This is a genomic window from Streptomyces sp. NPDC057099 (genome assembly GCF_042671245.1).
Taxonomy (GTDB): domain Bacteria; phylum Actinomycetota; class Actinomycetes; order Streptomycetales; family Streptomycetaceae; genus Streptomyces; species Streptomyces purpurascens.
Genome location: NZ_JBHUTX010000082.1, coordinates 1 through 19,764, shown reverse-complemented (window position 1 = coordinate 19,764; position 19,764 = coordinate 1). Strand labels below are relative to the sequence as shown.

Annotated in this window: 14 protein-coding genes and 1 riboswitch; of the genes, 6 read left to right on the top strand and 8 right to left on the bottom strand. The window is 72.2% G+C overall.

Annotated elements, in window-relative coordinates:
- The 5 genes from ACFT4A_RS41400 to ACFT4A_RS41380 form a co-directional block, all read right to left on the bottom strand.
- On the bottom strand, positions 1 to 201 hold a 201-nt coding region (locus ACFT4A_RS41400; RefSeq protein ID WP_382841546.1), incomplete at its 3' end, for an ATP-grasp domain-containing protein.
- A 503-nt stretch (positions 202 to 704) separates the two neighbouring features.
- Positions 705 to 1,736, bottom strand: a complete 1,032-nt coding sequence (locus tag ACFT4A_RS41395) for a hypothetical protein (RefSeq protein ID WP_382841543.1) — start codon at positions 1,734 to 1,736, stop codon at positions 705 to 707.
- Between the two features lie 223 nt (positions 1,737 to 1,959).
- Positions 1,960 to 3,123, bottom strand: coding sequence for a VWA domain-containing protein (locus tag ACFT4A_RS41390; RefSeq protein ID WP_382841540.1), 1,164 nt, complete (start codon positions 3,121 to 3,123; stop codon positions 1,960 to 1,962).
- 139 nt (positions 3,124 to 3,262) lie between these two features.
- Entirely contained in the window at positions 3,263 to 5,680 is a 2,418-nt protein-coding gene (locus ACFT4A_RS41385) for a DUF5682 family protein (RefSeq protein ID WP_382841538.1), read from the bottom strand.
- 52 nt (positions 5,681 to 5,732) lie between these two features.
- Entirely contained in the window at positions 5,733 to 6,851 is a 1,119-nt protein-coding gene (locus ACFT4A_RS41380) for an AAA family ATPase (protein WP_382841535.1), read from the bottom strand.
- Positions 6,852 to 6,996: 145 nt separating this feature from the next.
- On the opposite strand from ACFT4A_RS41380, the gene ACFT4A_RS41375 reads away from it, so the two are divergent.
- Both ACFT4A_RS41375 and ACFT4A_RS41370 read left to right on the top strand, forming a co-directional pair.
- Complete coding sequence (locus ACFT4A_RS41375; protein ID WP_382841533.1) at positions 6,997 to 8,352, top strand: SWIM zinc finger family protein; 1,356 nt, start codon at positions 6,997 to 6,999, stop codon at positions 8,350 to 8,352.
- Positions 8,353 to 8,494: 142 nt separating this feature from the next.
- Positions 8,495 to 10,162 carry a DUF5691 domain-containing protein gene (locus tag ACFT4A_RS41370; protein ID WP_382841530.1) on the top strand — a complete coding sequence of 556 codons (1,668 nt, stop codon included), beginning with the start codon at positions 8,495 to 8,497 and terminating at the stop codon, positions 10,160 to 10,162.
- A 119-nt stretch (positions 10,163 to 10,281) separates the two neighbouring features.
- Here the strand turns inward: ACFT4A_RS41370 and ACFT4A_RS41365 are convergent, their stop codons facing one another.
- Positions 10,282 to 10,698, bottom strand: a complete 417-nt coding sequence (locus tag ACFT4A_RS41365; RefSeq protein ID WP_382841527.1) for a cobalamin B12-binding domain-containing protein — start codon at positions 10,696 to 10,698, stop codon at positions 10,282 to 10,284.
- A 476-nt stretch (positions 10,699 to 11,174) separates the two neighbouring features.
- Between ACFT4A_RS41365 and ACFT4A_RS41360 the strand changes: the two genes are divergently transcribed.
- Together ACFT4A_RS41360 and ACFT4A_RS41355 are read left to right on the top strand one after the other, a co-directional pair.
- Positions 11,175 to 12,041, top strand: coding sequence for an esterase/lipase family protein (locus ACFT4A_RS41360; RefSeq protein ID WP_382841524.1), 867 nt, complete (start codon positions 11,175 to 11,177; stop codon positions 12,039 to 12,041).
- Between the two features lie 97 nt (positions 12,042 to 12,138).
- Entirely contained in the window at positions 12,139 to 13,806 is a 1,668-nt protein-coding gene (locus tag ACFT4A_RS41355) for a M23 family metallopeptidase (RefSeq protein ID WP_382841521.1), read from the top strand.
- 82 nt (positions 13,807 to 13,888) lie between these two features.
- On the opposite strand, the gene pcrA is transcribed toward ACFT4A_RS41355, so the two are convergent.
- Positions 13,889 to 16,366: a DNA helicase PcrA gene (pcrA, locus tag ACFT4A_RS41350; protein WP_382841518.1), complete on the bottom strand. Its 2,478-nt coding sequence runs from the start codon at positions 16,364 to 16,366 to the stop codon at positions 13,889 to 13,891.
- Positions 16,367 to 16,670: 304 nt separating this feature from the next.
- Positions 16,671 to 16,828, top strand: a riboswitch (cyclic di-AMP (ydaO/yuaA leader).
- Positions 16,829 to 16,836: 8 nt separating this feature from the next.
- Here pcrA and ACFT4A_RS41345 point away from each other — a divergent pair.
- Together ACFT4A_RS41345 and ACFT4A_RS41340 are read left to right on the top strand one after the other, a co-directional pair.
- A complete protein-coding gene (locus ACFT4A_RS41345; RefSeq protein ID WP_382841515.1) occupies positions 16,837 to 18,009 on the top strand; it encodes an NlpC/P60 family protein in 1,173 nt (390 codons plus the stop codon).
- 76 nt (positions 18,010 to 18,085) lie between these two features.
- Positions 18,086 to 19,102, top strand: a complete 1,017-nt coding sequence (locus ACFT4A_RS41340) for a hypothetical protein (protein WP_382841512.1) — start codon at positions 18,086 to 18,088, stop codon at positions 19,100 to 19,102.
- Here ACFT4A_RS41340 and ACFT4A_RS41335 read toward each other — a convergent pair.
- A complete protein-coding gene (locus ACFT4A_RS41335; RefSeq protein ID WP_215119304.1) occupies positions 19,080 to 19,433 on the bottom strand; it encodes a hypothetical protein in 354 nt (117 codons plus the stop codon). The genes ACFT4A_RS41340 and ACFT4A_RS41335 overlap by 23 nt on opposite strands.
- Positions 19,434 to 19,764 lie beyond the last annotated feature (331 nt).

Below are 19,764 nucleotides of genomic sequence, written 5' to 3'. Positions count from 1 at the left end.
CAGGTCGGTGGTCGCCGCCAGCTTCACGCCGCCGGCCTTGCCGCGGCCGCCGACCTTCACCTGGGCCTTGACGACGGACTTGCCACCGAGGCGCTCGGTGGCTGCGCGGGCCGCCTCAGGCGTGTCGATGACTTCACCGGCCAGCACCGGTACATCGTGCTTGGCGAAGAGGTCCCTCGCCTGGTACTCGAACAGGTCCACGCGCTTCCGTCCCTATCAGTGATCTCGCGGTTCGTTGTCTGCGTGGGCGTGCCGCGAGGGCAACGTGACGTCCGCCGTCTGTCAGTCACAAGGGAGGCGCACACGGTGTCCGAGCGCGCGGCATGTCCGTCTCGCAGGTTATCGCTGCTTGCAGGAGGCCCCTAAATCGAGGGTCACACCTGAGCGGTGATACCTGTCACATGATGCCGCGCTCTCTGGCACAGCGTGCCTGGAGTGAGGGGCCTCACCGGGCTGGGGTAAGCCCGGTGAGGCCCGCCGAACACCTCCGAAGGAGCACAAAGGCCCAGTTCAGGGCCCTGCTCTCGGGGGCGCGGGTCGGTTGGTCCCCACCCCAATGGGGGCCGGCCGACCTCATCCACGAGGTTTCGGCCTCGGACCGTCGACGGCTTTCGACCGTCCGGGCGTGAGGGCTCGCGGAGTCCTGGGGGCAAGGGGGTGCGTGCGGTGGAAGGCGACAGAAGGGGCACGCCCCCGCGCGGCTGCTAGCCGGGGAGGACGGGAATGTCGCGGTGACTGTCCCGGGTACCGGCCACGCAGGTGCGGGCGGCGGCACCGCGCACGAGGCTCAGCGGAGCCCGGCCGCTCGGCGTGACGGCATGTGCGTCGCCGTGACGCGGTGTGCCGTTGTCGGCCATGGAACGGTTGCAGAGCGTGCCGTCCGGACGGCCTCCGGGCCCGTGGCCGACCGGGACGGCGCCTCCGACGCTTACGGACGGTCCGGCATGGGCTGCGCGTCTGATGTGGTGCGCGCGGTCGTGGGCCGCGCGGTCGGTGTGGTCGGCGTACGGGGCTCGGTGCGGGTGGCCCTGCACGCCGTGCGCCACGGGGTCCGCCGCCTCGGTCCGGGCCGGGGAGGCAGATGCGCCGGCCGGCTGCGGATCGACCGTGCCGGGCGCGGGCAGGGGGTGACTCGGGAACGCCGGGTCGCCGGGAACCCCGGGCAGTGCGGGCGCTCCCGGAGCCGCGACGTCATCCTCGGGAGGAGCGGGCGGGCCCGGCAGGCCGGGCAGGTCCGGCATCGCCGACGCGCCAGGCAGGGTCGGCAGGTCGGGCAGGGCAGGCAGGGCAGGCAGGGCAGGCTCATCCGGCAGCGAGGGAGCCTTCGGCGGCGTCGGCAGGCTCGCCTGCGCGTTCACCAGCTCCCTGCCGACCGACTCCCTCGCACCATCGGCCACCCGTACGGCCCGCTCCCCCACGGTCCGGACGAGCTGAGTTCCGCCCGAGGGGCGCTTCCGGTCTGCCGGAGCGTGCGTACGCGAGTGATCCCGGGCCGTCGGAGCGTGTGCGTCGGGCCGAACCAGCAGTCTCTGCCCGCTGACCAACCGCCCGGCCGCGCTGTCCGACGACGCCCGATCCGCCGCGTACGCCCGATCCGCCGCGTACGCCCGCTCACCGCACAGGAGCCCGATGGCGAGCACCCCGCCCACCAGCAGCGCCACTTGGAGCGCACGCCGCCCGGCCACCGTGCGCAGCATGCGCACAGCGGCACCGGACAGAGCTGCTGACGAGGACAAGAGGGGGAGCTTCCTCCCGTGCGACGGAACAAGTGCGGAACGCATCACGCGTCACGGGCAACGAGTCGGCACAACGCGGCACTGCCCGGCGCGGCGCGACACCCTGCCGAGCAGGCGCCGATCCTCGCACGGGAGTGCGGAGGTCGCGCAAGCCCCTCTCGCTTGATGGGCCGTCATATCCGTCTTGCCGGACCGAATCGGACGACGACGCGTCGACAAATCGTCACACCGCGTCCGGTATCGGCAGCGGCCGCTTCTCGATCGCCGCTGCCATCACCTCCGGGAACAGATCGGGCGTGCAGGCGAACGCCGGTGCCCCCAGCGCGGCGAGCGCGGCCGCGTGCTCCCGGTCGTACGCCGGTGCCCCCTCGTCCGAGAGCGCCAGCAGGGTCACGAACTGCACCCCCGACGCCTTCATCGCCGAGACCCGCTTGAGCATCTCGTTCCGGATGCCCCCTTCGTAGAGGTCGCTGATCAGCACGACCACCGTCTCCGCGGGCCGGGTGATCTGCGACTGGCAGTACGCGAGCGCCCGGTTGATGTCCGTACCGCCCCCGAGTTGCGTACCGAACAGCACGTCCACCGGGTCGTCGAGCTGATCCGTGAGGTCGACGACCGCCGTGTCGAAGACGACGAGTCGCGTGGAGATCGTCCGCATCGAGGCGAGCACCGCTCCGAACACCGACGCGTAGACAACCGATGCCGCCATGGATCCCGACTGGTCGATACAGAGGATGACCTCCTTCTTCGTGGACTGGGTCGCCCGCCCGAACCCGATGAGCCGCTCCGGCACGATCGTTCGGTACTCGGGCAGGTAGTGCTTGAGGTTGGCCGCGATCGTGCGGTTCCAGTCGATGTCGTGGTGGCGGGGCCGGTTGATGCGGGCGCTGCGGTCGAGGGCGCCGGTGAGGGTGGCCCGGGTGCGGGTGGCGAGCCGCTTCTCCAGGTCCTCGACGACCTTGCGCACGACGGCCCGTGCCGTCTCCTTCGTCGTCTCCGGCATGGCCTTGTTGAGCGAGAGCAGCGTGCCGACGAGATGCACGTCGGCCTCCACCGCCTCCAGCATCTCCGGCTCCAGCAGCAGCGTGGCGAGTCCGAGCCGGTCGATGGCGTCGCGCTGCATGACCTGCACGACGGAGGACGGGAAGTACGTCCGGATGTCGCCGAGCCAGCGCGCCACGGACGGCGCCGACGCCCCGAGCCCCGCCGAACGGTCCCGGCCCCCCTGTGGCTTCTCCCCCTTTCCGTAGAGCGCGGTGAGCGCCCCGTCCATCGCCGCGTCCTGCCCCGACAGCGCGCATCCGGTGCCGTCCGCCGCGTTGCCCCCGAGCACCAGCCGCCACCGCCGCAACCGCTCCTGCGCCGGGTCCGTCACCTCGGTCGTCATCCGCGTCCTCCCCCGCGAAGCCGCTCCCACAGCGGGATCACCGGCACGGTCGTCGTCGGCCGGCCTTCCGCCCGGGGCCCGTTGCCGATCGGGTCCGCCTCTTCCGTCCTCGGAGCCGGCTCCCTCAGTCCGTCGGTCGTCATCCCGTCACCCCCGCCAGGTCGTTACCGGTCTTCTCATCCACGTCGTCCAGCCCGAGCAGCAGCCGCACGACCGGCAGCACGGCATCCGCGCGCGCCAGGTCCAGCTCGGCAGCGAAGCCGGGTATGCCGGAGCCGGCCGCCGAACCGCCCCCGCCCCCGACCCCGGGCCCGCGCCGGACGAGTTCGCCCAGGGTCCGGCGCACCCCGGGCTCGTACGCCGAGAACGTCCGCCGCAGCAGGGGCAGCACGTCCGTGAAGGCCTCCGCCGGCACCCCGGTGAGCCACGCGTCGACCAGCCCGAGCAGCCGCTCGTCGTGCACCAGGAGCATCCCGCCGCCGGAGCCTCCTCCGACGAAGCCCTCGATCCACGCGGCCGCGTCCGGGGGCGGTGTGCCCGGTGACAGGACGTGCCCCATGAGCAGCGCCGCCTCGTCCTGCGCCAGCTCCCCGTCGTCGAGCAGGAGCCGCACGGCCCGCCCCCGGATCACCCCGGGCACGGTGTCCCGCCCGCACAGCACGCGCAGCACCGACTGCCAACGGCCTCTCAAGTGGCCGTGTCCCGTCGCGGGTGCGTCGCCCAGGAGTCCCACGGCCCCGTGCACCGCGTCCACATGGCGCCGCATCTCCTCGGCGGCGTCGGCGTCGAGCGCGGCGCAGGCCGGGGGCAAACCGACGAAGACCCGCTCGGCCAGGCCCGCGGCGACCTCACCCAAGGCCCCGGTGTCCGTGCCGCGCACATCGCCGTAGCGCAGGGAGCGGACCAGGGCCGGCAGCGCCTGGGCGAGATGACCGACGTCCGTGTCGAGGGCCGCCCGGTCGGCGAGGATCCGCATCACCGTGGGCAGGGCGTCGGGCAGTTCGGCCAGCAGGCAGCGCTCGGCGAGCGCGGTGACATCGGCGAGGCCCTGCGCGGCGATCCCGTCCGCCTCGGCCTTCGCGGTCGCGGCGGACAGTACGGTCGTCCCCCACACTCCGGCCTCGGCGACCCGCACCGACAGCTCGGGCTCCCAGCGCAGCCGCCAGGTCTCCCGGAAGGTGCCCGTGCTGCCCCGCGAGGCGGCCGGTTCGCCCCACGCGACTCCGAGCAACCGCAGCCGGTGCAGCAGCCTGCTGCGGCCGGCGTCGGTCTCCTTGCGCAGGTCGAGCTCCAACTCCCGCTCCAGCGCCTCCGGCTTCAGCCGCAGCCGGCGCTGGAGCCGGGCGAGGTCCCGCTGCAGCGGAACCGCCGGCGCCGTCGGCGGCACCTCCCCCAGCACGTCCCCCACGACCAGCCGGTCGTGCACCAGCGACAACGGCACGTCCGAGCCCTCGCACAGCACCGCCCGCACCGCGTCGGTCGTCTCGCTCAGGCCCGGCAGCGGACGGCCGCGCATCGCGGCGAGCGTCTCGGCCAGCCGCACCGCCTCGATGACATGCGCGGAGGAGACGATCCGGTCCTCGGCGCGCAGCAGCCCGGCCACCTTGGTCAGCCACCGCTCGACCGGCCGGTCCGGGGCGCTGAACAGATGCCCGTACCAGCCCGGCGACTCGATGCCGGCCCCGTAGCCGCTGATCCGGGACAGCCTGCGGTGGGTCCACGGCACCCAGGTCATGTCCGTCTTGACCTTGGGCAGCCCCTTCAGCAGCGCCTTGTCGGCGGCGACCGTCGTCTTCTGCCGCAGGGCGGGCACATGCCAGGCGCCGCAGACGACGGCCACGCCGTCCTCGAACTCCCGCTGCGCGGCCCGCACCTGGAGCCGCATATAGGCCTCCCGCACCAGGTCCCGGTCGTGCCCACCGACGCCGTAGGTCTCGCGCAGCGCCCCCATGGCCTCCTCGAGCACGGTGAACGGCGCGAGCGCGTCGCCCTTCCCGACGCCCCGGTGCTCCACGACGTCCTCCCACCACCGCTCCGGATCGTCGTAACCGGCGGTCTCGGCGAGCACGCCGAGCGGATCGATCCGCAGGCCGGCGGGGCCGGGGCCCGAGTCACGGTCGTCATCGCCGTCCGGGGCGTCATCGCCGTCGGGGTCTCCATCGCCGTCGCCCTCGGCGACCGTCGCATCCTCCTGCCTCCCCCAGGCCAGCGTGTGCGTGGCCGGCAGGTCGATGAAGCGGGCCGGGACGTCGTGCGCCAGGGCCCAGCGGATGGCGACCCACTCCGGGGAGAACTCGGCCAGCGGCCAGAACGACGAGCGGCCGGGTTCGTCCACCGCATGGGCGAGCAGGGCGACCGGAGGCCGCATCTCCTCGTCGGCGGCGAGCGGGATCAGGGCATCGGCCTCGGGCGGGCCCTCGATCAGCACGACCCGAGGCCGGGCCTCCTCCAGCGCCGCCCGCACCGCCCGGGCCGACCCCGGCCCGTGATGCCGCACCCCGAGCAGCAGCGGTCCGGCCCCGGGCCCCCGGCTCTCAGCCCTCTCCATGTCTGTCATGCCAACCCCCTCCCCCTCCACTCACACCTCTGACGGCCCCGCCCCGTACCGCTCACACACTCACCTCACGACAGGCCCGGTAGAAGTCCTTCCAGTCGTCGCGCTCGCGGACGACCGTCTCCAGGTACTCCTGCCAGATGACGCGGTCGGCCGCCGGGTCGCGGACCACCGCGCCGAGGATGCCGGCGGCGACATCGCTCGGCCGCAGCACGCCGTCGCCGAAGTGGGCCGCCAGGGCGAGTCCGTTGGTGACGACGGAGATCGCCTCGGCCGTGGACAGCGTGCCGCTGGGCGACTTCAGCTTGGTCCGGCCGTCGGCCGTGACCCCGTCGCGCAGCTCCCGGAAGACGGTGACGACCCGGCGGATCTCGTCGAGGCCGTCCGGCGCGGCCGGCAGGTCGAGGGAGCGGCCGATCTGGTCGACACGGCGCGAGACGATGTCGACCTCGGCCTCGGGGCTCTCGGGCAACGGCAGCACCACCGTGTTGAAGCGGCGGCGCAGGGCGCTGGACAGGTCGTTGACCCCGCGGTCGCGGTCGTTGGCCGTGGCGATCAGATTGAAGCCGCGGACCGCCTGCACCTCCTGGCCCAGTTCCGGTATCGGCAGCGTCTTCTCCGACAGGATCGTGATGAGCGTGTCCTGCACATCGGCCGGGATGCGCGTCAGCTCCTCGACGCGGGCGGTCATGCCGTCGGACATCGCCCGCATGACCGGGCTGGGCACGAGGGCGTCACGGCTCGGGCCGTGGGCGAGCAGCCGCGCGTAGTTCCAGCCGTACCGGATGGCCTCCTCCGGTGTTCCGGCGGTGCCCTGCACCAGCAGCGTGGAGTCGCCGCTGACCGCCGCGGCCAGGTGCTCGGACACCCAGGTCTTCGCCGTGCCGGGCACGCCGAGCAGGAGCAGGGCGCGGTCGGTGGCGAGCGTGGTGACCGCGACCTCGACGATGCGGCGCGGGCCCACGTACTTCGGCGAGATCACCGTGCCGTCCGGCAGCGTGCCGCCGAGCAGGTAGGTCGCGACGGCCCACGGCGACAGCTTCCAGCGGGCCGGGCGCGGGCGGTCGTCCTGCGCGGCGAGTGCGGCGAGTTCGCCGGCGAAAGCGTCCTCGGCGTGCGGCCGCAGCGCCTCGGCACCGTCGGTCTGCGACGTCGGTTCAACGGACACAGGCATGGCTGAGTCCCCCTCCAGCTCGGCCGGTTCGGATCTGGTGACCACGTTGCACCACACCACTGACAATGCGTTCTGACCTGCGTAAACGCCCAGCCGAAGTCGCTGGCGGACCCGATTGTCAGTGGTGGGATCTACCTTCGATGACATGACTCAGCAGGGGGTGCGCTGGACGGCGGACCAGGTGCTGGCACTGGCGCCTGACACCGCGTCACGCAAAGCGGGAAGCAAACTCGGCGCGGCGGGGCCGTGGTCCGAGGCGGGGAGTTCCGACGAGGGGACGGTGTGGGGGCTGTGCAAGGGCAGCGGAAGCAAGCCGTATCAGACGATCGTGGACATCGCGGACGCCTCCGGGCCCGCGTACAAGTGCAGTTGTCCGAGCCGCAAGTTCCCGTGCAAGCACGCTCTCGGGCTGCTGCTGCTCTGGGCGGGCGGAGAGGCAGCGGTGCCGTCGGGGCAGGCACCGGAGTGGGCCGGGCAGTGGATAGCGGGGCGGCGCAAGCGCGCGGAGGAGAAGAGTGCGGAAGAGAGCCCGGCTTCGCCGTCCGGGTCCGCTGATCCGGAGGCGGCGCGGCGCCGGGCGGAGCGACGGGCCGAGCGGGTCACGGCGGGTGCGGTGGAGCTGGAGCAGCGCCTGGCGGACCTGTTGCGCGGCGGCCTGGCGACAGCGGAGCAGTCCGGCTACGGCCTCTGGGAGGAGACGGCGGCCCGCATGGTCGACGCGCAGGCGCAGGGCCTTGCCGCGCGGGTCCGGGAGCTGGGGGCGATCCCGTCCACCGGTCCGGGCTGGCCGGTGCGGCTGCTGGAGGAGTGCGCGCTGCTGCATCTCCTCGGCCAGGGCTGGCTGCGCCGCGAGCGGCTGCCGGACACCCTCGCCGCCACGGTCCGTTCCCGGATCGGCCTGCCGGCCTCCGCGGACGGCCCGCCGGTGCGGGACCGCTGGCTGGTGCTCGCCCAGTACGACACGACGGACCCACGCCTGACGACCCGCAGGATCTGGCTGCACGGCGCCGACTCGCACCGCACCGTGCTGCTCCTCTCCTACGGCGCCGCCGGCCGCGCCCCGGAGCTGGCGCTGCCGGTGGGTCTGAGCCTGGATGCCGAGATGTCCGTCTACCCGGGCGCCGGGCAGTTGCGGGTGGCCCTGGGCGAGCGGTTCGCACCGCCCACGCCCTCGGACATACGTCCGCCGGGGATGACGACGTCGCAGGCGGCGGCCCGTTACGGCGACGCCCTGCGCGACGATCCGTGGCTGGAGTCCGTCCCGGTGACGCTGGACCGGGTCGTCCCGACTCCGGACGGCGGCTCCTGGCAGTTGGCGGACGCCGACGAGGACGCGGCGCTGCCGCTCACACCCGCCGCGCGTTCCCGGCCCGGCCTGTGGCGGCTCGTCGCCCTGTCGGGCGGTGCTCCGGTCAGGGTCTTCGGTGAATGCGGTCACCAGGGCTTCACCCCGCTGACGGCCTGGCCCGAGGGGACGGGCGACGCGGTGGCCCTGTGCTGAACCGACGGCGATGGACCGGCCTTTCCGACTCGACCCACCCTTCCCATGAATCAGCCAAATCAACGCATCTTTCAGGCATCACGGGACAACCGATGAGGGTGAGACTTCAACCACTCACGGGCGCCCCACGGAAAGGACGCTCATGACCAGGACCTCCGCTCCTGTGGACGCGCCCGTCGAGGGTGCCTGGGAGGGGCTCGTCACCACGGCTCTGCTGGGCACGGACCGGCGCACCCCGCCGGGCTCCGGGCCGGGCCCGGAGGCACCGGTGGCCCTGCTGGACGCGGCGGCGACGGAGACCGTACGGCGTCGGGCCGGGCTGCGTCCGGCGCGGGCGGCGGAGCGCCCGCAAGCGGCGCCGGACGACTCTCGTCCGCCGCTGCCGCCCGCGGCGGCCCGCAGACTCGCGCTGCTGCTGGCCGACCGCCCTGGCTCGTCCGGCGGCGGCCGCCGGGGCGCAGCGCCCGATCTGATGGAGCTGCTGCCCCAGTGGCTCGCGGCGGCCAACGCCCGTGGATTCGCACCGCCTCCGCACGCGCTTCCCGCGCTGCTGGACGCGGCCCGGGGACGTACCGACCTGCGTCCGGCGGTGCTGGAGTTCTCGGGGTCGCGGGCCCTGTGGCTGGCGCGGCTGAACCAGGACTGGAGGTTCGCCCTGCGCTCGGCGCCGGGCGGTGGAGCGACCCTGCCGCACGTCGATGACGACGACCGGATCCAGCAGCTGTGGCAGGAGGGCCTGTTCGCCGAACGGGTCGCTCTCCTCTCCGCCCTGCGCTCCCGCGAACCGGCCGCCGCGCGGGAACTGCTCGCGTCGACCTGGGCGACGGAACGGGCCGAGGACCGGCTGATGTTCCTCGACTCCCTGCGCGCGGGTCTGGGCCCGGACGACGAGCCGTTCCTGGAACAGGCCCTGGCCGACCGCAGCCGCAACGTCCGGGCGACGGCGGCGGAGCTGCTGTCGGCGCTGCCCGGCTCGGCGCTCGCGGCGCGGATGGCGGTCAGGGCGGAGGCGTGTGTCGCCGTCGACCACACGCAGACCGCACAGGCCGCACCAACCACACCCACTACTCAGACCACTCAGGCCACACCGGTGATCGCCGTCGAAGCACCCCACGAGTGCGACCCGGCCATGGAGCGCGACGGCGTCGTCGCGAAGGCCCCGGCGGGACGGGGAGAACGGTCCTGGTGGTTCGGCCAGTTGGTGGAGGCGGCCCCGCTCGGCACCTGGTCGCGGCGGCTGGGCGGGCGGTCCCCCCGGGAGATCGTGGCGCTGCCGGTGGCGGACGACTGGCAGGGCGAGCTGCACGCGGCCTGGTGCCGGGCGGCGGTGCGCCAGCGGAACGCCGAGTGGTCGCGTGCGCTGCTCGGCGAACCCTCGGCGCCGGAGGCGGGCGGCCCGGGCGCGGTGTCCCTGGCCGAACGCGCCAAGCTGCTCGGCACGCTGGGCGCCGCCGAACGGGCCGAGTGGGTGGCCGGCTTCATAGCGGCGCACGGCCTGTCCGAGGCCTTTCAGCTGCTCGGGGTGTGCGCGGTGCCGTGGTCCGGGCCGCTCGGCCGGGCGGTGGTGGACGCGCTCAACATCGCTCGGGACGCAGGGAGTTATCCATGGAGTTTCAGCGGGGTCATGGGCCTGGCCGAGCGCTGCCTCGACCCGTCCGAAGCCGGCCGCCTCGACGCTCTGCTGGCCGTGCCGGACGAACCGGAGAACGCGTCCCCCGGCGCCGGCGGCTACTGGGCGGAGGCCTTCCAGCGCCTGGTCACGACCCTGCGGCTGCGCGCGGCGATGGCGGAGGAACTGGGCGCGGCGTAGGTCCGCACGCACCCGACGTCTCCGCAAGGAACCGGCCCCGGCCGCCAACAGGCCCACCAGCCCCGGCACCGGCACCGGCACCCACCAGGCGAAGCCGTCCCGGCCAAACCGCCGGAGGCCTACGCCCCGGCCGGCTGGCGCACGTTCGTCCGGACCCACTCCACGATCGACGTCGTCGTCGCGCCGGGCGTGAAGATCTCCGCGACGCCCTTCTCCTTCAGCAGGGGGATGTCCGCCTCGGGGATGATCCCGCCGCCGAAGACCAGGATGTCCGCCGCGTCCCGCTCCTTGAGCAGGTCGATCACCGCCGCGAAGAGCGTGTTGTGCGCGCCGGAGAGGATGGACAGCCCGATCGCGTCGGCGTCCTCCTGGATCGCCGTGTCGACGACCTGCTCGGGAGTCTGGTGGAGCCCCGTGTAGATGACCTCCATACCGGCGTCGCGCAGGGCCCGCGCGATCACCTTGGCCCCGCGATCGTGGCCGTCGAGCCCCGGCTTGGCCACCACTACGCGGATCGGACCGGCTGCCACACCCATCACTGCCTCCATGAAGCGAATACATCCATCCGTACCGACAAGTACCGCACACATCGGGCACGCCGTACACGCCGCACCGCACGGACACCCCGCCCCGCATCGTCCGGGCAAGTGAACGAACGTTATCTCCAGGATCCCGCAACCGGCAGTTTCGCGCTGCGGACCGAGGGGGAAATCACACGGTGGGACAAGCGCAAGGGGAGCCGCGACGAAGTCGCCGTACCGCCGCTCCACCCACCACGCACAGCGGCGGTACGGCACTTCGGCGAAGACACGCAGGGCAAGAACCGCACGGACGGCACGTACCGCACCCAGGGGACCACTGGCGCCACACACGCCACACGCCTCACTCAGGCCCCACGGCACACGCGGCTCAGGCCGCTCACGTGGTCATCGCCGACCGTCTTCGCAGCAGCTCCCCATGAGGGCACACGGGGGGCGGAGCCGTCCTTCCACGTGCCGACAGGAGGTCGGCCATGAAGGTCATCGGGGCTGCTCTGCCCTTTCTCCCGTTCTGCCGGCGCCTGCTGCCGAGCCGGCTGACGGGACTCTCCCTGGCACTTCTGAAGGCCACCGCGCTGGAGATCGCGATCCTGGCCGGGCATGTCCTCCTCTATCCCTCCGGCATCACCCAGGAGCGACGAGCCCCCGCTCCGGCGCTGCCCCCGGCGGACGGTGCCGCCCAACTGCCCACGGAGGCCAAGCCCCCGGTCGTCCTGCTGCACGGCTTCATCGACAACCGCTCGGTCTTCGTGCTGCTGCGCCGCAGCCTCGCCCAGCACGGCAGGCAGCAGATCGAGTCCCTCAACTACTCGCCACTGACCTGCGACATACGCGCCGCGGCCGAGCTGCTCGGCCGACGCGTCGAGGAGATCTGCGAGCGCACCGGAGCCCCGCAGGTCGATGTCGTCGGGCACAGCCTCGGCGGCCTGATAGCGCGTTACTACGTGCAGCGGCTCGGCGGTGACGCCCGCGTCCGGACCCTCGTCACCCTCGGCACGCCGCACTCCGGCACCCGAGTCGCGCCCCTGGCGGACGCGCACCCCATCGTGCGCCAGATGCGCCCCGGCTCACCGGTGCTCGAAGAGCTCACTCGGCCCGCCCCTGACTGCCGTACGCACTTCGTCAGCTACTGGAGCGACCTGGACACGGTGATGGACCCGCTGGAGACGGCCCGCATCGACCATCCCGATCTGACGGTGCAGAACGTGCGGGTGACCGGCATCGGCCACCTTGCCCTGCCCGTGCACCCCGCAGTCGCCAACGGAATACGGCAGGTCCTCGACACGGCCCACCCGGGTGAACCGTCCGTCGATCACACCGGCGGCCTCACGGTGGCCTGAAACCGGAACCGGCCGATGCGCGCGTCGCATCGAAATGTCGAACAAACTTCGAACACAAAGCCAAACCCGCGCCCGCCGTCCGCCAAAACACGGCCGAATGCCCGTTTCATGCGCGCGCGAAACCTGCCGAAGATTGTCGTGCCCGCGTACCGCCGGGTACAGTCGCCGCACTGCTCTGGCAGCCCCTGTTGTCGAGGCGAAAGAGAAGTTGGTGAACGACCGTCACCCGTCGGGGACCATGCCCCCGGCTCCGGCTTCCGAGGCCGCCTCGGCGCACTACGCGTCGTACGGCACCCAGGAAGCCCCGTACGGCGACTTCACCACGTACGGCGACTACGCCGCCACCGGTTTCGACGCCAGCGGTGCCCATGCCACCGGTACGGACGGCGCCGGTTTCGATGCCACCGGGCACGCCACCGCGAGCTTCGCCAGCGACCCCCTCTTCGGCAACCTCCCGGGCAGCGGCCCCGACACGGGCACGTACGACACCGGTCACTGGCCCACGGGCCCGCACGAGAACCCGCACTACGACGCGTACGCGGCCCAGCACCACGCCGCCTACGACACCGGTGTCTACGACACGACCTCCTGGCCGGCCCAGCAGCAGCCGCTGTCGGTCATCCCGCCGCAGGCCGCGTCCCCCGACGCCACCGGCCAGTGGGACACCGGCGCCTGGCTCCAGCCCGACCAGTCCGGCAATCCGGCCGACCAGACCCAGCAGTGGGAATGGGGCACGCAGGCCTTCGACACCGGCACCTACGACGCCACGCAGTGGAACTCCGACGGCTCCTCCGCACCGTCCCCCGACGGGTACGAGCAGCACACGGACGCCTTCCACCAGCAAGAGACGGCGACGTTCGAGCAGCTCGGCTACGACGAGGCCACCGGGGCGCCCTACGACGACCCCGCCGCGGACGGCGGCGAGCCTGCCGCCACCGGCGAACTGCCCACCGTCGCCCCGCTCCTGGACGGCCAGGAAGAGGTCGGCCCGCGCACCGCCGCACGGGCGGCCTCGCGCGCCGGGTCTCGTTCCCGCCGCCGCACGCCCCCCAAGCGCTCGGCGCTGATGACCATCGCGGTGCCCTCGGCGTGCGTGATGGGCGTCGCCGGGATCGCCGCCGCGTCCGTCGGCAGCCTCACCGAGGACAGCGCCGCGGAAGCGCAGACCACCGCGGCGGACGCGCAGCCGGTGAAGCCGGCCGCCGCCAACAACAAGCTGGACACACAGCTGCAGAGCCTCTCCGCCGGCGCGGACGACTTCGCCGACCGGGCCAGCCGTACGCAGGAACGTATCGACCTCAAGGCTCAGCAGGCGGCCGAGCGGAAGCGGGCGGCGGAGGAAGCGGCCCGCAAGGAGCGGCTGCGCCCGAAGTTCGCCGTGCCGGTCGCCCGCCACGGACTCAGCGCCCAGTACGGCCAGTCCGGCATCAACTGGATGTCCCTGCACACCGGCATCGACTTCCCCGTCTCGTACGGCACGACCGTGATGGCCGCGACCGACGGCACCGTCCGCACCCAGTGGAACAGCGCGTACGGCAACATGCTGATCCTGACCGCGAAGGACGGCACGGAGACGTGGTACTGCCACCTCTCCACGTACACGGTCCCCTCCGGTACGTCCGTGAAGGCCGGCGATCCGATCGCGCGCTCGGGCAACTCCGGCAACTCGACCGGCCCTCATCTGCACTTCGAGGTGCGTCCGGCCGGCGGCTCGCCGATCGACCCGCTGCCGTGGCTGCGCAGCCACGGCGTCGACCCGACGTAACGTCTCGGCAGCCCCCGCCGGTCCGGCCGGCGGAGGCTCACCTCACAGGACTACCGCCTCACAGGGCTACCGCCGCACCGGGCTACAGCTTCTCCACCGGCGCGTACCGCAGCAGCAGCCGCTTCGGCTTGTCCCCGAAGTCGATCGTCGCCTCGGCGTTCGCGCCCGTGCCCTTGACCGCCACGACGGTGCCGAGCCCGAACTGGTCGTGTGTGACCCGGTCCCCGACCGCCAGTGACACGACCGGCTTCTCGGCGGTGCGGCGCGTGGCGAAACCGGAGGCGCCCGACGCCGAGGAACGCGAACGGGACGACGACAGCGAGGCCGCCACGGCGGAGACCGGCCCGGAGGACGCGGGTGCGGTCGCACCGGTCCGCTTCCACTCCAGGTGGGTCGGCGGGATCTCCTCCAGGAACCGGGAGGGCGGGTTGTAGGACGGCTGACCCCAGGCGCTGCGCAGGGTGGAGCGCGTCAGATAGAGCCGTTCCCGCGCGCGCGTGATGCCCACGTACGCCAGGCGCCGCTCCTCCTCCAGTTCCTTGGTCTGGCCGAGGGCGCGCATGTGCGGGAAGACGCCGTCCTCCATGCCGGTCAGGAAGACGACCGGGAACTCCAGGCCCTTGGCGGTGTGCAGGGTCATCAGGGTGATGACGCCGTCGCCGTCCTCCTCGTCGGGGATCTGGTCGGAGTCGGCGACCAGCGCGACCTTCTCCAGGAAGTCGGCCAGGGTTCCTTGCTCGTCCTCGCCGCGCTCCTGCTCGAACTCCATGGCGACGGCGGCGAGTTCCTGGAGGTTCTCGATCCGGGTCTCGTCCTGCGGGTCGGTGGAGGCCTGCAGTTCGGCGAGGTATCCCGTGCGCTCCAGGATGGCCTCCAGCACGGTGGCGGGGCCGGCGCCGGACTCGACGACCGTACGGAGGTCCTCCATCAGCGTGTTGAACCGCTTGACGGCGTTGGTGGAGCGCGCGGCCATGCCGTACGCCTCGTCGACGCGCTTCAGCGCCTGCGGGAAGCTGATCTTCTCCCGCTGGGAGAGGGCGTCGATCATCGCCTCGGCGCGGTCGCCGATGCCCCGCTTGGGCACGTTGAGGATCCGGCGCAGCGGCACCGAGTCCTCCGGGTTGGCCAGCACGCGCAGGTAGGCCAGGACGTCCCGGACCTCCTTGCGCTCGTAGAAGCGGACGCCGCCGACGACCTTGTAGGGCAGGCCGACGCGGATGAAGATCTCTTCGAAGACACGGGACTGGGCGTTGGTGCGGTAGAAGACGGCGACGTCGCCCGCCTTCGCCTCGCCCGCGTCGGTGAGACGGTCTATCTCGTCGGCGACGAACTGCGCCTCGTCGTGCTCGGTGTCGGCGACGTAGCCGGTGATCTGCGCGCCCGTGCCCGCGTTGGTCCACAGGTTCTTGGGGCGGCGGGACTCGTTGCGCTCGATGACCGCGTTGGCCGCGCTCAGGATCGTCTGCGTGGAGCGGTAGTTCTGCTCGAGCAGGATCGTCGTCGCGTCCGGGTAGTCCTCCTCGAACTGGAGGATGTTGCGGATCGTCGCGCCGCGGAAGGCGTAGATCGACTGGTCGGCGTCACCCACCACGCACAGCTCGGCGGGCGGCAGGTCGTCGGCGCTGGGCGGTACGTCGACGGGGTGCTCGGAGGTGCCCACGAGCTCCCGGACGAGGGAGTACTGGGCGTGGTTGGTGTCCTGGTACTCGTCCACGAGGACGTGGCGGAAGCGGCGGTGGTAGTGCTCGGCGACGTCCGGGAAGGCGCGCAGCAGGTTGACCGTCGTCATGATCAGGTCGTCGAAGTCGAGGGCGTTCGCCTCGCGCAGCCGCGACTGGTACATCGCGTAGGCCTGGGCGAGGGTCTTCTCGAAGCCGTCGGCGGCCTGGGCGGCGAAGTCCTCCTCGTCGATCAGCTCGTTCTTCAGGTTGCTGATCTTGGCGCTGAAGGACTTCGGCGGGAAGCGCTTGGGGTCGAGGTCCAGGTCGCGGCAGACCAGGGCCATCAGGCGCTTGGAGTCGGCGGCGTCGTAGATCGAGAAGCTCGACGTGAAGCCGAGCCTCTTGCTCTCCCGGCGCAGGATGCGCACGCAGGCGCTGTGGAACGTCATCACCCACATGGCGTTCGCGCGCGGGCCGACGAGCTGCTCGACGCGCTCCTTCATCTCGCCGGCGGCCTTGTTGGTGAAGGTGATGGCGAGGATCTGGCCCGGGTGGACGCTCCGCTCGGCGAGCAGGTGGGCGATGCGGTGCGTGAGCACGCGGGTCTTGCCGGAGCCGGCGCCGGCCACGATGAGCAGCGGGGAGCCGGAGTGCACGACGGCGGCGCGCTGGTTGTCGTTCAGCCCCTCCAGGAGCGCGGCGGCGTCCACCGGCGGGCGCGCGGCGCCGTCCCGGTAGTAGGCGTCGCGGTCCGGCGGCACGTCGAACTTCCCGCCGAACAGATCGTCCGGAACGTGCTCCGGTCCGTGTTCGTCCTCGGGCGGCGGCGGGGGCTCGTCCGCTGGGCCCCGCTGGGCCTGGAGGTCCGCCAGGAAGCTGTCGTCAAAGAGGCTGCTCATCGCTCTCCGAGTCTAGGGCGCCCCACTGACAGCCCGCCGCCGCCCTGAGAACATCGCCGAAACGACCCCCCTGTCACCCTCCAGGGCCATGCGAACACAGGCCGCTACGGCCTTCACAATTGCGCGCGAATGATGACCAACCCCCCTCGATTGATCACTCTCGGCGACGTTCATGAGCAAGGTCACGGAAATGTATCGGGCATATCACCCATCAACCTTCACAAGGACCACACGAGTTGGCTACCGTGCGAGGAGGTCACACGACCCCCACCGGCGAACGTCGCCGGGCCGCGTGGCCTCCGCCGAGTCCGGCGTGCCGCAGCGGCAGCCAGAGCCGGGGACCCACCGAGACCCCGGGGTGAATCGGCCCGACTCCCTTTCCGGAGAAGGCCGTAGGGCAACCCTTCCGAAGCACCCGCCCGAACCCGACAGCTAACCCGGTAGGCGGAGCATGGAAGGAGTCGCCTCCCTTGGCGTCGCACCGCAAGTCGCGTCCTACGGGTTCGCGCGTGGCAGGCATACGGACCCCCGCCCTCGCAACGGCGGCCCTCACCTCCGTGGCCCTGCTGTCCCAGTCGGCCAACGCCGCCCCCGAGGCCGACGACAAGCCCAGTCTCGAGGAAGTCGAGAAGAAGGTCGACGACCTCTACCGCCAGGCGGGGTCCGCGACCGAGAAGTACAACGGGGCCAAGGAGAAGACCGCCAAGCAGCGCAAGCGTGTCGACACCCTCCTCGACGACGTCGCCCAGCGCACCCAGAAGCTCAACGAGGCGCGGGAGGAGCTGGGCACCTTCGCCGCCGCCCAGTACCGCACCGGCGCCTCCGCCCCGGACACCGCCACGTTCCTGCTCGCGGACACCCCGCAGGACTACTTCGACCAGACCCAGCTGATGGACCGGATGACCGGCCGTCAGAAGGTGGCGGTCGACGACTACATCACCCAGCAGTCAGAGACGATGGAGAAGCGTCAGGAGGCCACCGAGAGCCTCGAGACGCTCACCGAGTCACAGGGCGACCTGAAGACGGCCAAGGCGACCGTCCAGAGGAAGCTCGCCGACGCGCGCGAGCTGCTGTCGAAGCTGACCGCCGAGGAGAAGGCGCGGCTCGCGGCGATCGAGAAGGAGAAGCAGCAGGAGGCCGCCCGCAAGGCCGCCGAGCTGGCCCGGCAGCAGGCCGAGCAGCAGAAGGAGCGGGAACAGGAGCGGGAGGCCGCCCAGCAGCAGGGCGGCGGTTCCTCCTCGGCGGGTTCGTCCTCGTCGTCCACGGCGCCCGACTCCTCGTACGCCACCAAGGCCGACAAGGCGCTCGCCTTCGCCCGCGCCCAGATCGGCAAGCCGTACGTCTGGGGCGCCACCGGCCCCGGCTCCTACGACTGCTCCGGCATCACCCAGGCCGCCTGGAAGGCCGCCGGGGTGACCCTGCCGCGCACGACGTACGACCAGGTCAACGCCGGCACCACGGTCCCCCTGGCCGACGCACAACCCGGTGACCTGGTCTTCTTCTACGACGATGTCACCCACGTGGGCATCTACATCGGCAACGGCATGATGATCCACGCTCCGAAGCCCGGCACGTACGTGCGCGAGGAGTCGATCTACTACGACGGCGAGTCGTCGATCCACAGCGTGGTGCGGCCGGCCTGACGGGTCTCGCAGGTTTTTGGGCCCCCGCGCGCGTGCCCTGCCCGTAACGCGCGCGGGGCCTCCTAGCATCGGCCCCATGCCCGGCCCCTCCCCCTCCGTCGCCTGGTGGGCGCAGCGTGCTCCGGCGGCCAGTGCCGCCGTGCTGGCGACCGGCACCCTGTCGGTCGGCCTGGATCTGGCGGGGTACGAGGTCCTCTCCCGCATCACCCTCGGCCTGGCCTGCGCGGCCTGGCTGCTGTTCGCCGCGGACTTCACCCGGCGGCTGCTGCGGGCCGGGAGCAGATGGCGGGCGTACACGCGCAGGCCCGGCGTCCTAGAGAGTGTGACGACGGCGGCCCTCACCACCGTGGCGGCGACGGCCGTCCTGGGGACCGCCTTCTCGACGGCCGGCTCCCAGGCTCTGGCCGTGACGCTGCTGGTGCTCGCCGTGCTGCTCTGGCCGGTGCCGCTCGTCCTCGTCCCGCAGGGCGGGGAGCGGCGCGGGCCCGGGACGGTGTTCGCGCGCTGCCTGGCCACGCAGGGGCTCGCCGTGCTCGGTGCGACGCTGGCCGCGGCCGAGTCGGAGGCGTGGCTCGCGCACGCGGCGCTGGTGCTGTTCTGGCTGGGGCTGGTGCTGTACGTCCTCGCCCTGGCCCGTTTCGATGTGCGGCAGGTGGCCGAGGGGACCGGCGATCACTGGCTCGCGGGCGGGGCGCTCGCCCTCTCGGCGCTCGCCGGGGCACGGCTGCTCAGCGCCGACAGCGCGCGTCTGTACCTGTGGAACGAGGACGACCGGGACGTCCTGCGCACCGTGACCGTCGCACTGCTCGTGCTCGCGCTGGTCTGCTATGCCGTCCTGCTCGCCGCCGAGTTCTTCTGGCCCCGGCCCCGCCATGACGTCCGCCGCTGGGCGACCGTGTTCACCTGGGCCAAGACGGGGACGGCGGCACTGGCCGTCGCCGTCGCCCTGGACGTCTCCTGGCTCGACGGCTTCGGGGAGGCGCTGTTGTGGATCGCGGTGGCCGCGTGGCTCGTGGCCGCCGTCTGGACGGCCGCCTCGGCCCGGTCCGGGGTGCGGACCGGGCGCCATGTCAGGTCCAGAGCACGGCGATGAAGACGTTCGCCGTGGTCAGCAGCCCGACCAGGCCGAACAGGCCCTTGTCCACCTTCTCGTCGTCCCGTTTCACGTAGACCAGGCCGAGGATCACGATCAGCAGGGCCAGCTTCACGCCTATCTTGATGTTGTTCACGGACTGGTCGTCGGCCTGGTTGAGGCCGATCAGGATCACACCGGTGACCAGCATCGTCAGCGCGCCGTGCAGCATCGCCGGGGTGTAGCGGGCGGTGCCCTCTCCCATCGCCTTCATCTGGGTGAGAAAGCCGCCCAGGAGCGAGGCGATGCCGATGATGTGGAGGCCGACGAAGAGGTGGATGAGAACGTCCATGAGGCCGGAGCCTAATCAGGGGGTCCGATCCGCCCGACACCGGCCCACCGGTGCATATATGCGCCCCATAGCACCCGATCGACGGCGCTCGCCCGGGAAATCGACGCATCGGTCATCACGCTGAGTCAAGAAGACGGCGCCAGGGCGGGATCACGGTCGCATACGGTCACCGCCGGTCCTCTCGGGACAGTTCCGCGCACCGGCCACGGGCCCGCCATGGCGGCGTTTAGCGTCCTGCTCCAGGTGACCGGCTCCCCACCGCCGCCCGGGCCAGGGGCGGCAGTCGGGCACCACCGCCAGAAGGTCCGGCGGCGGCCCGCTTCCCCTGTGC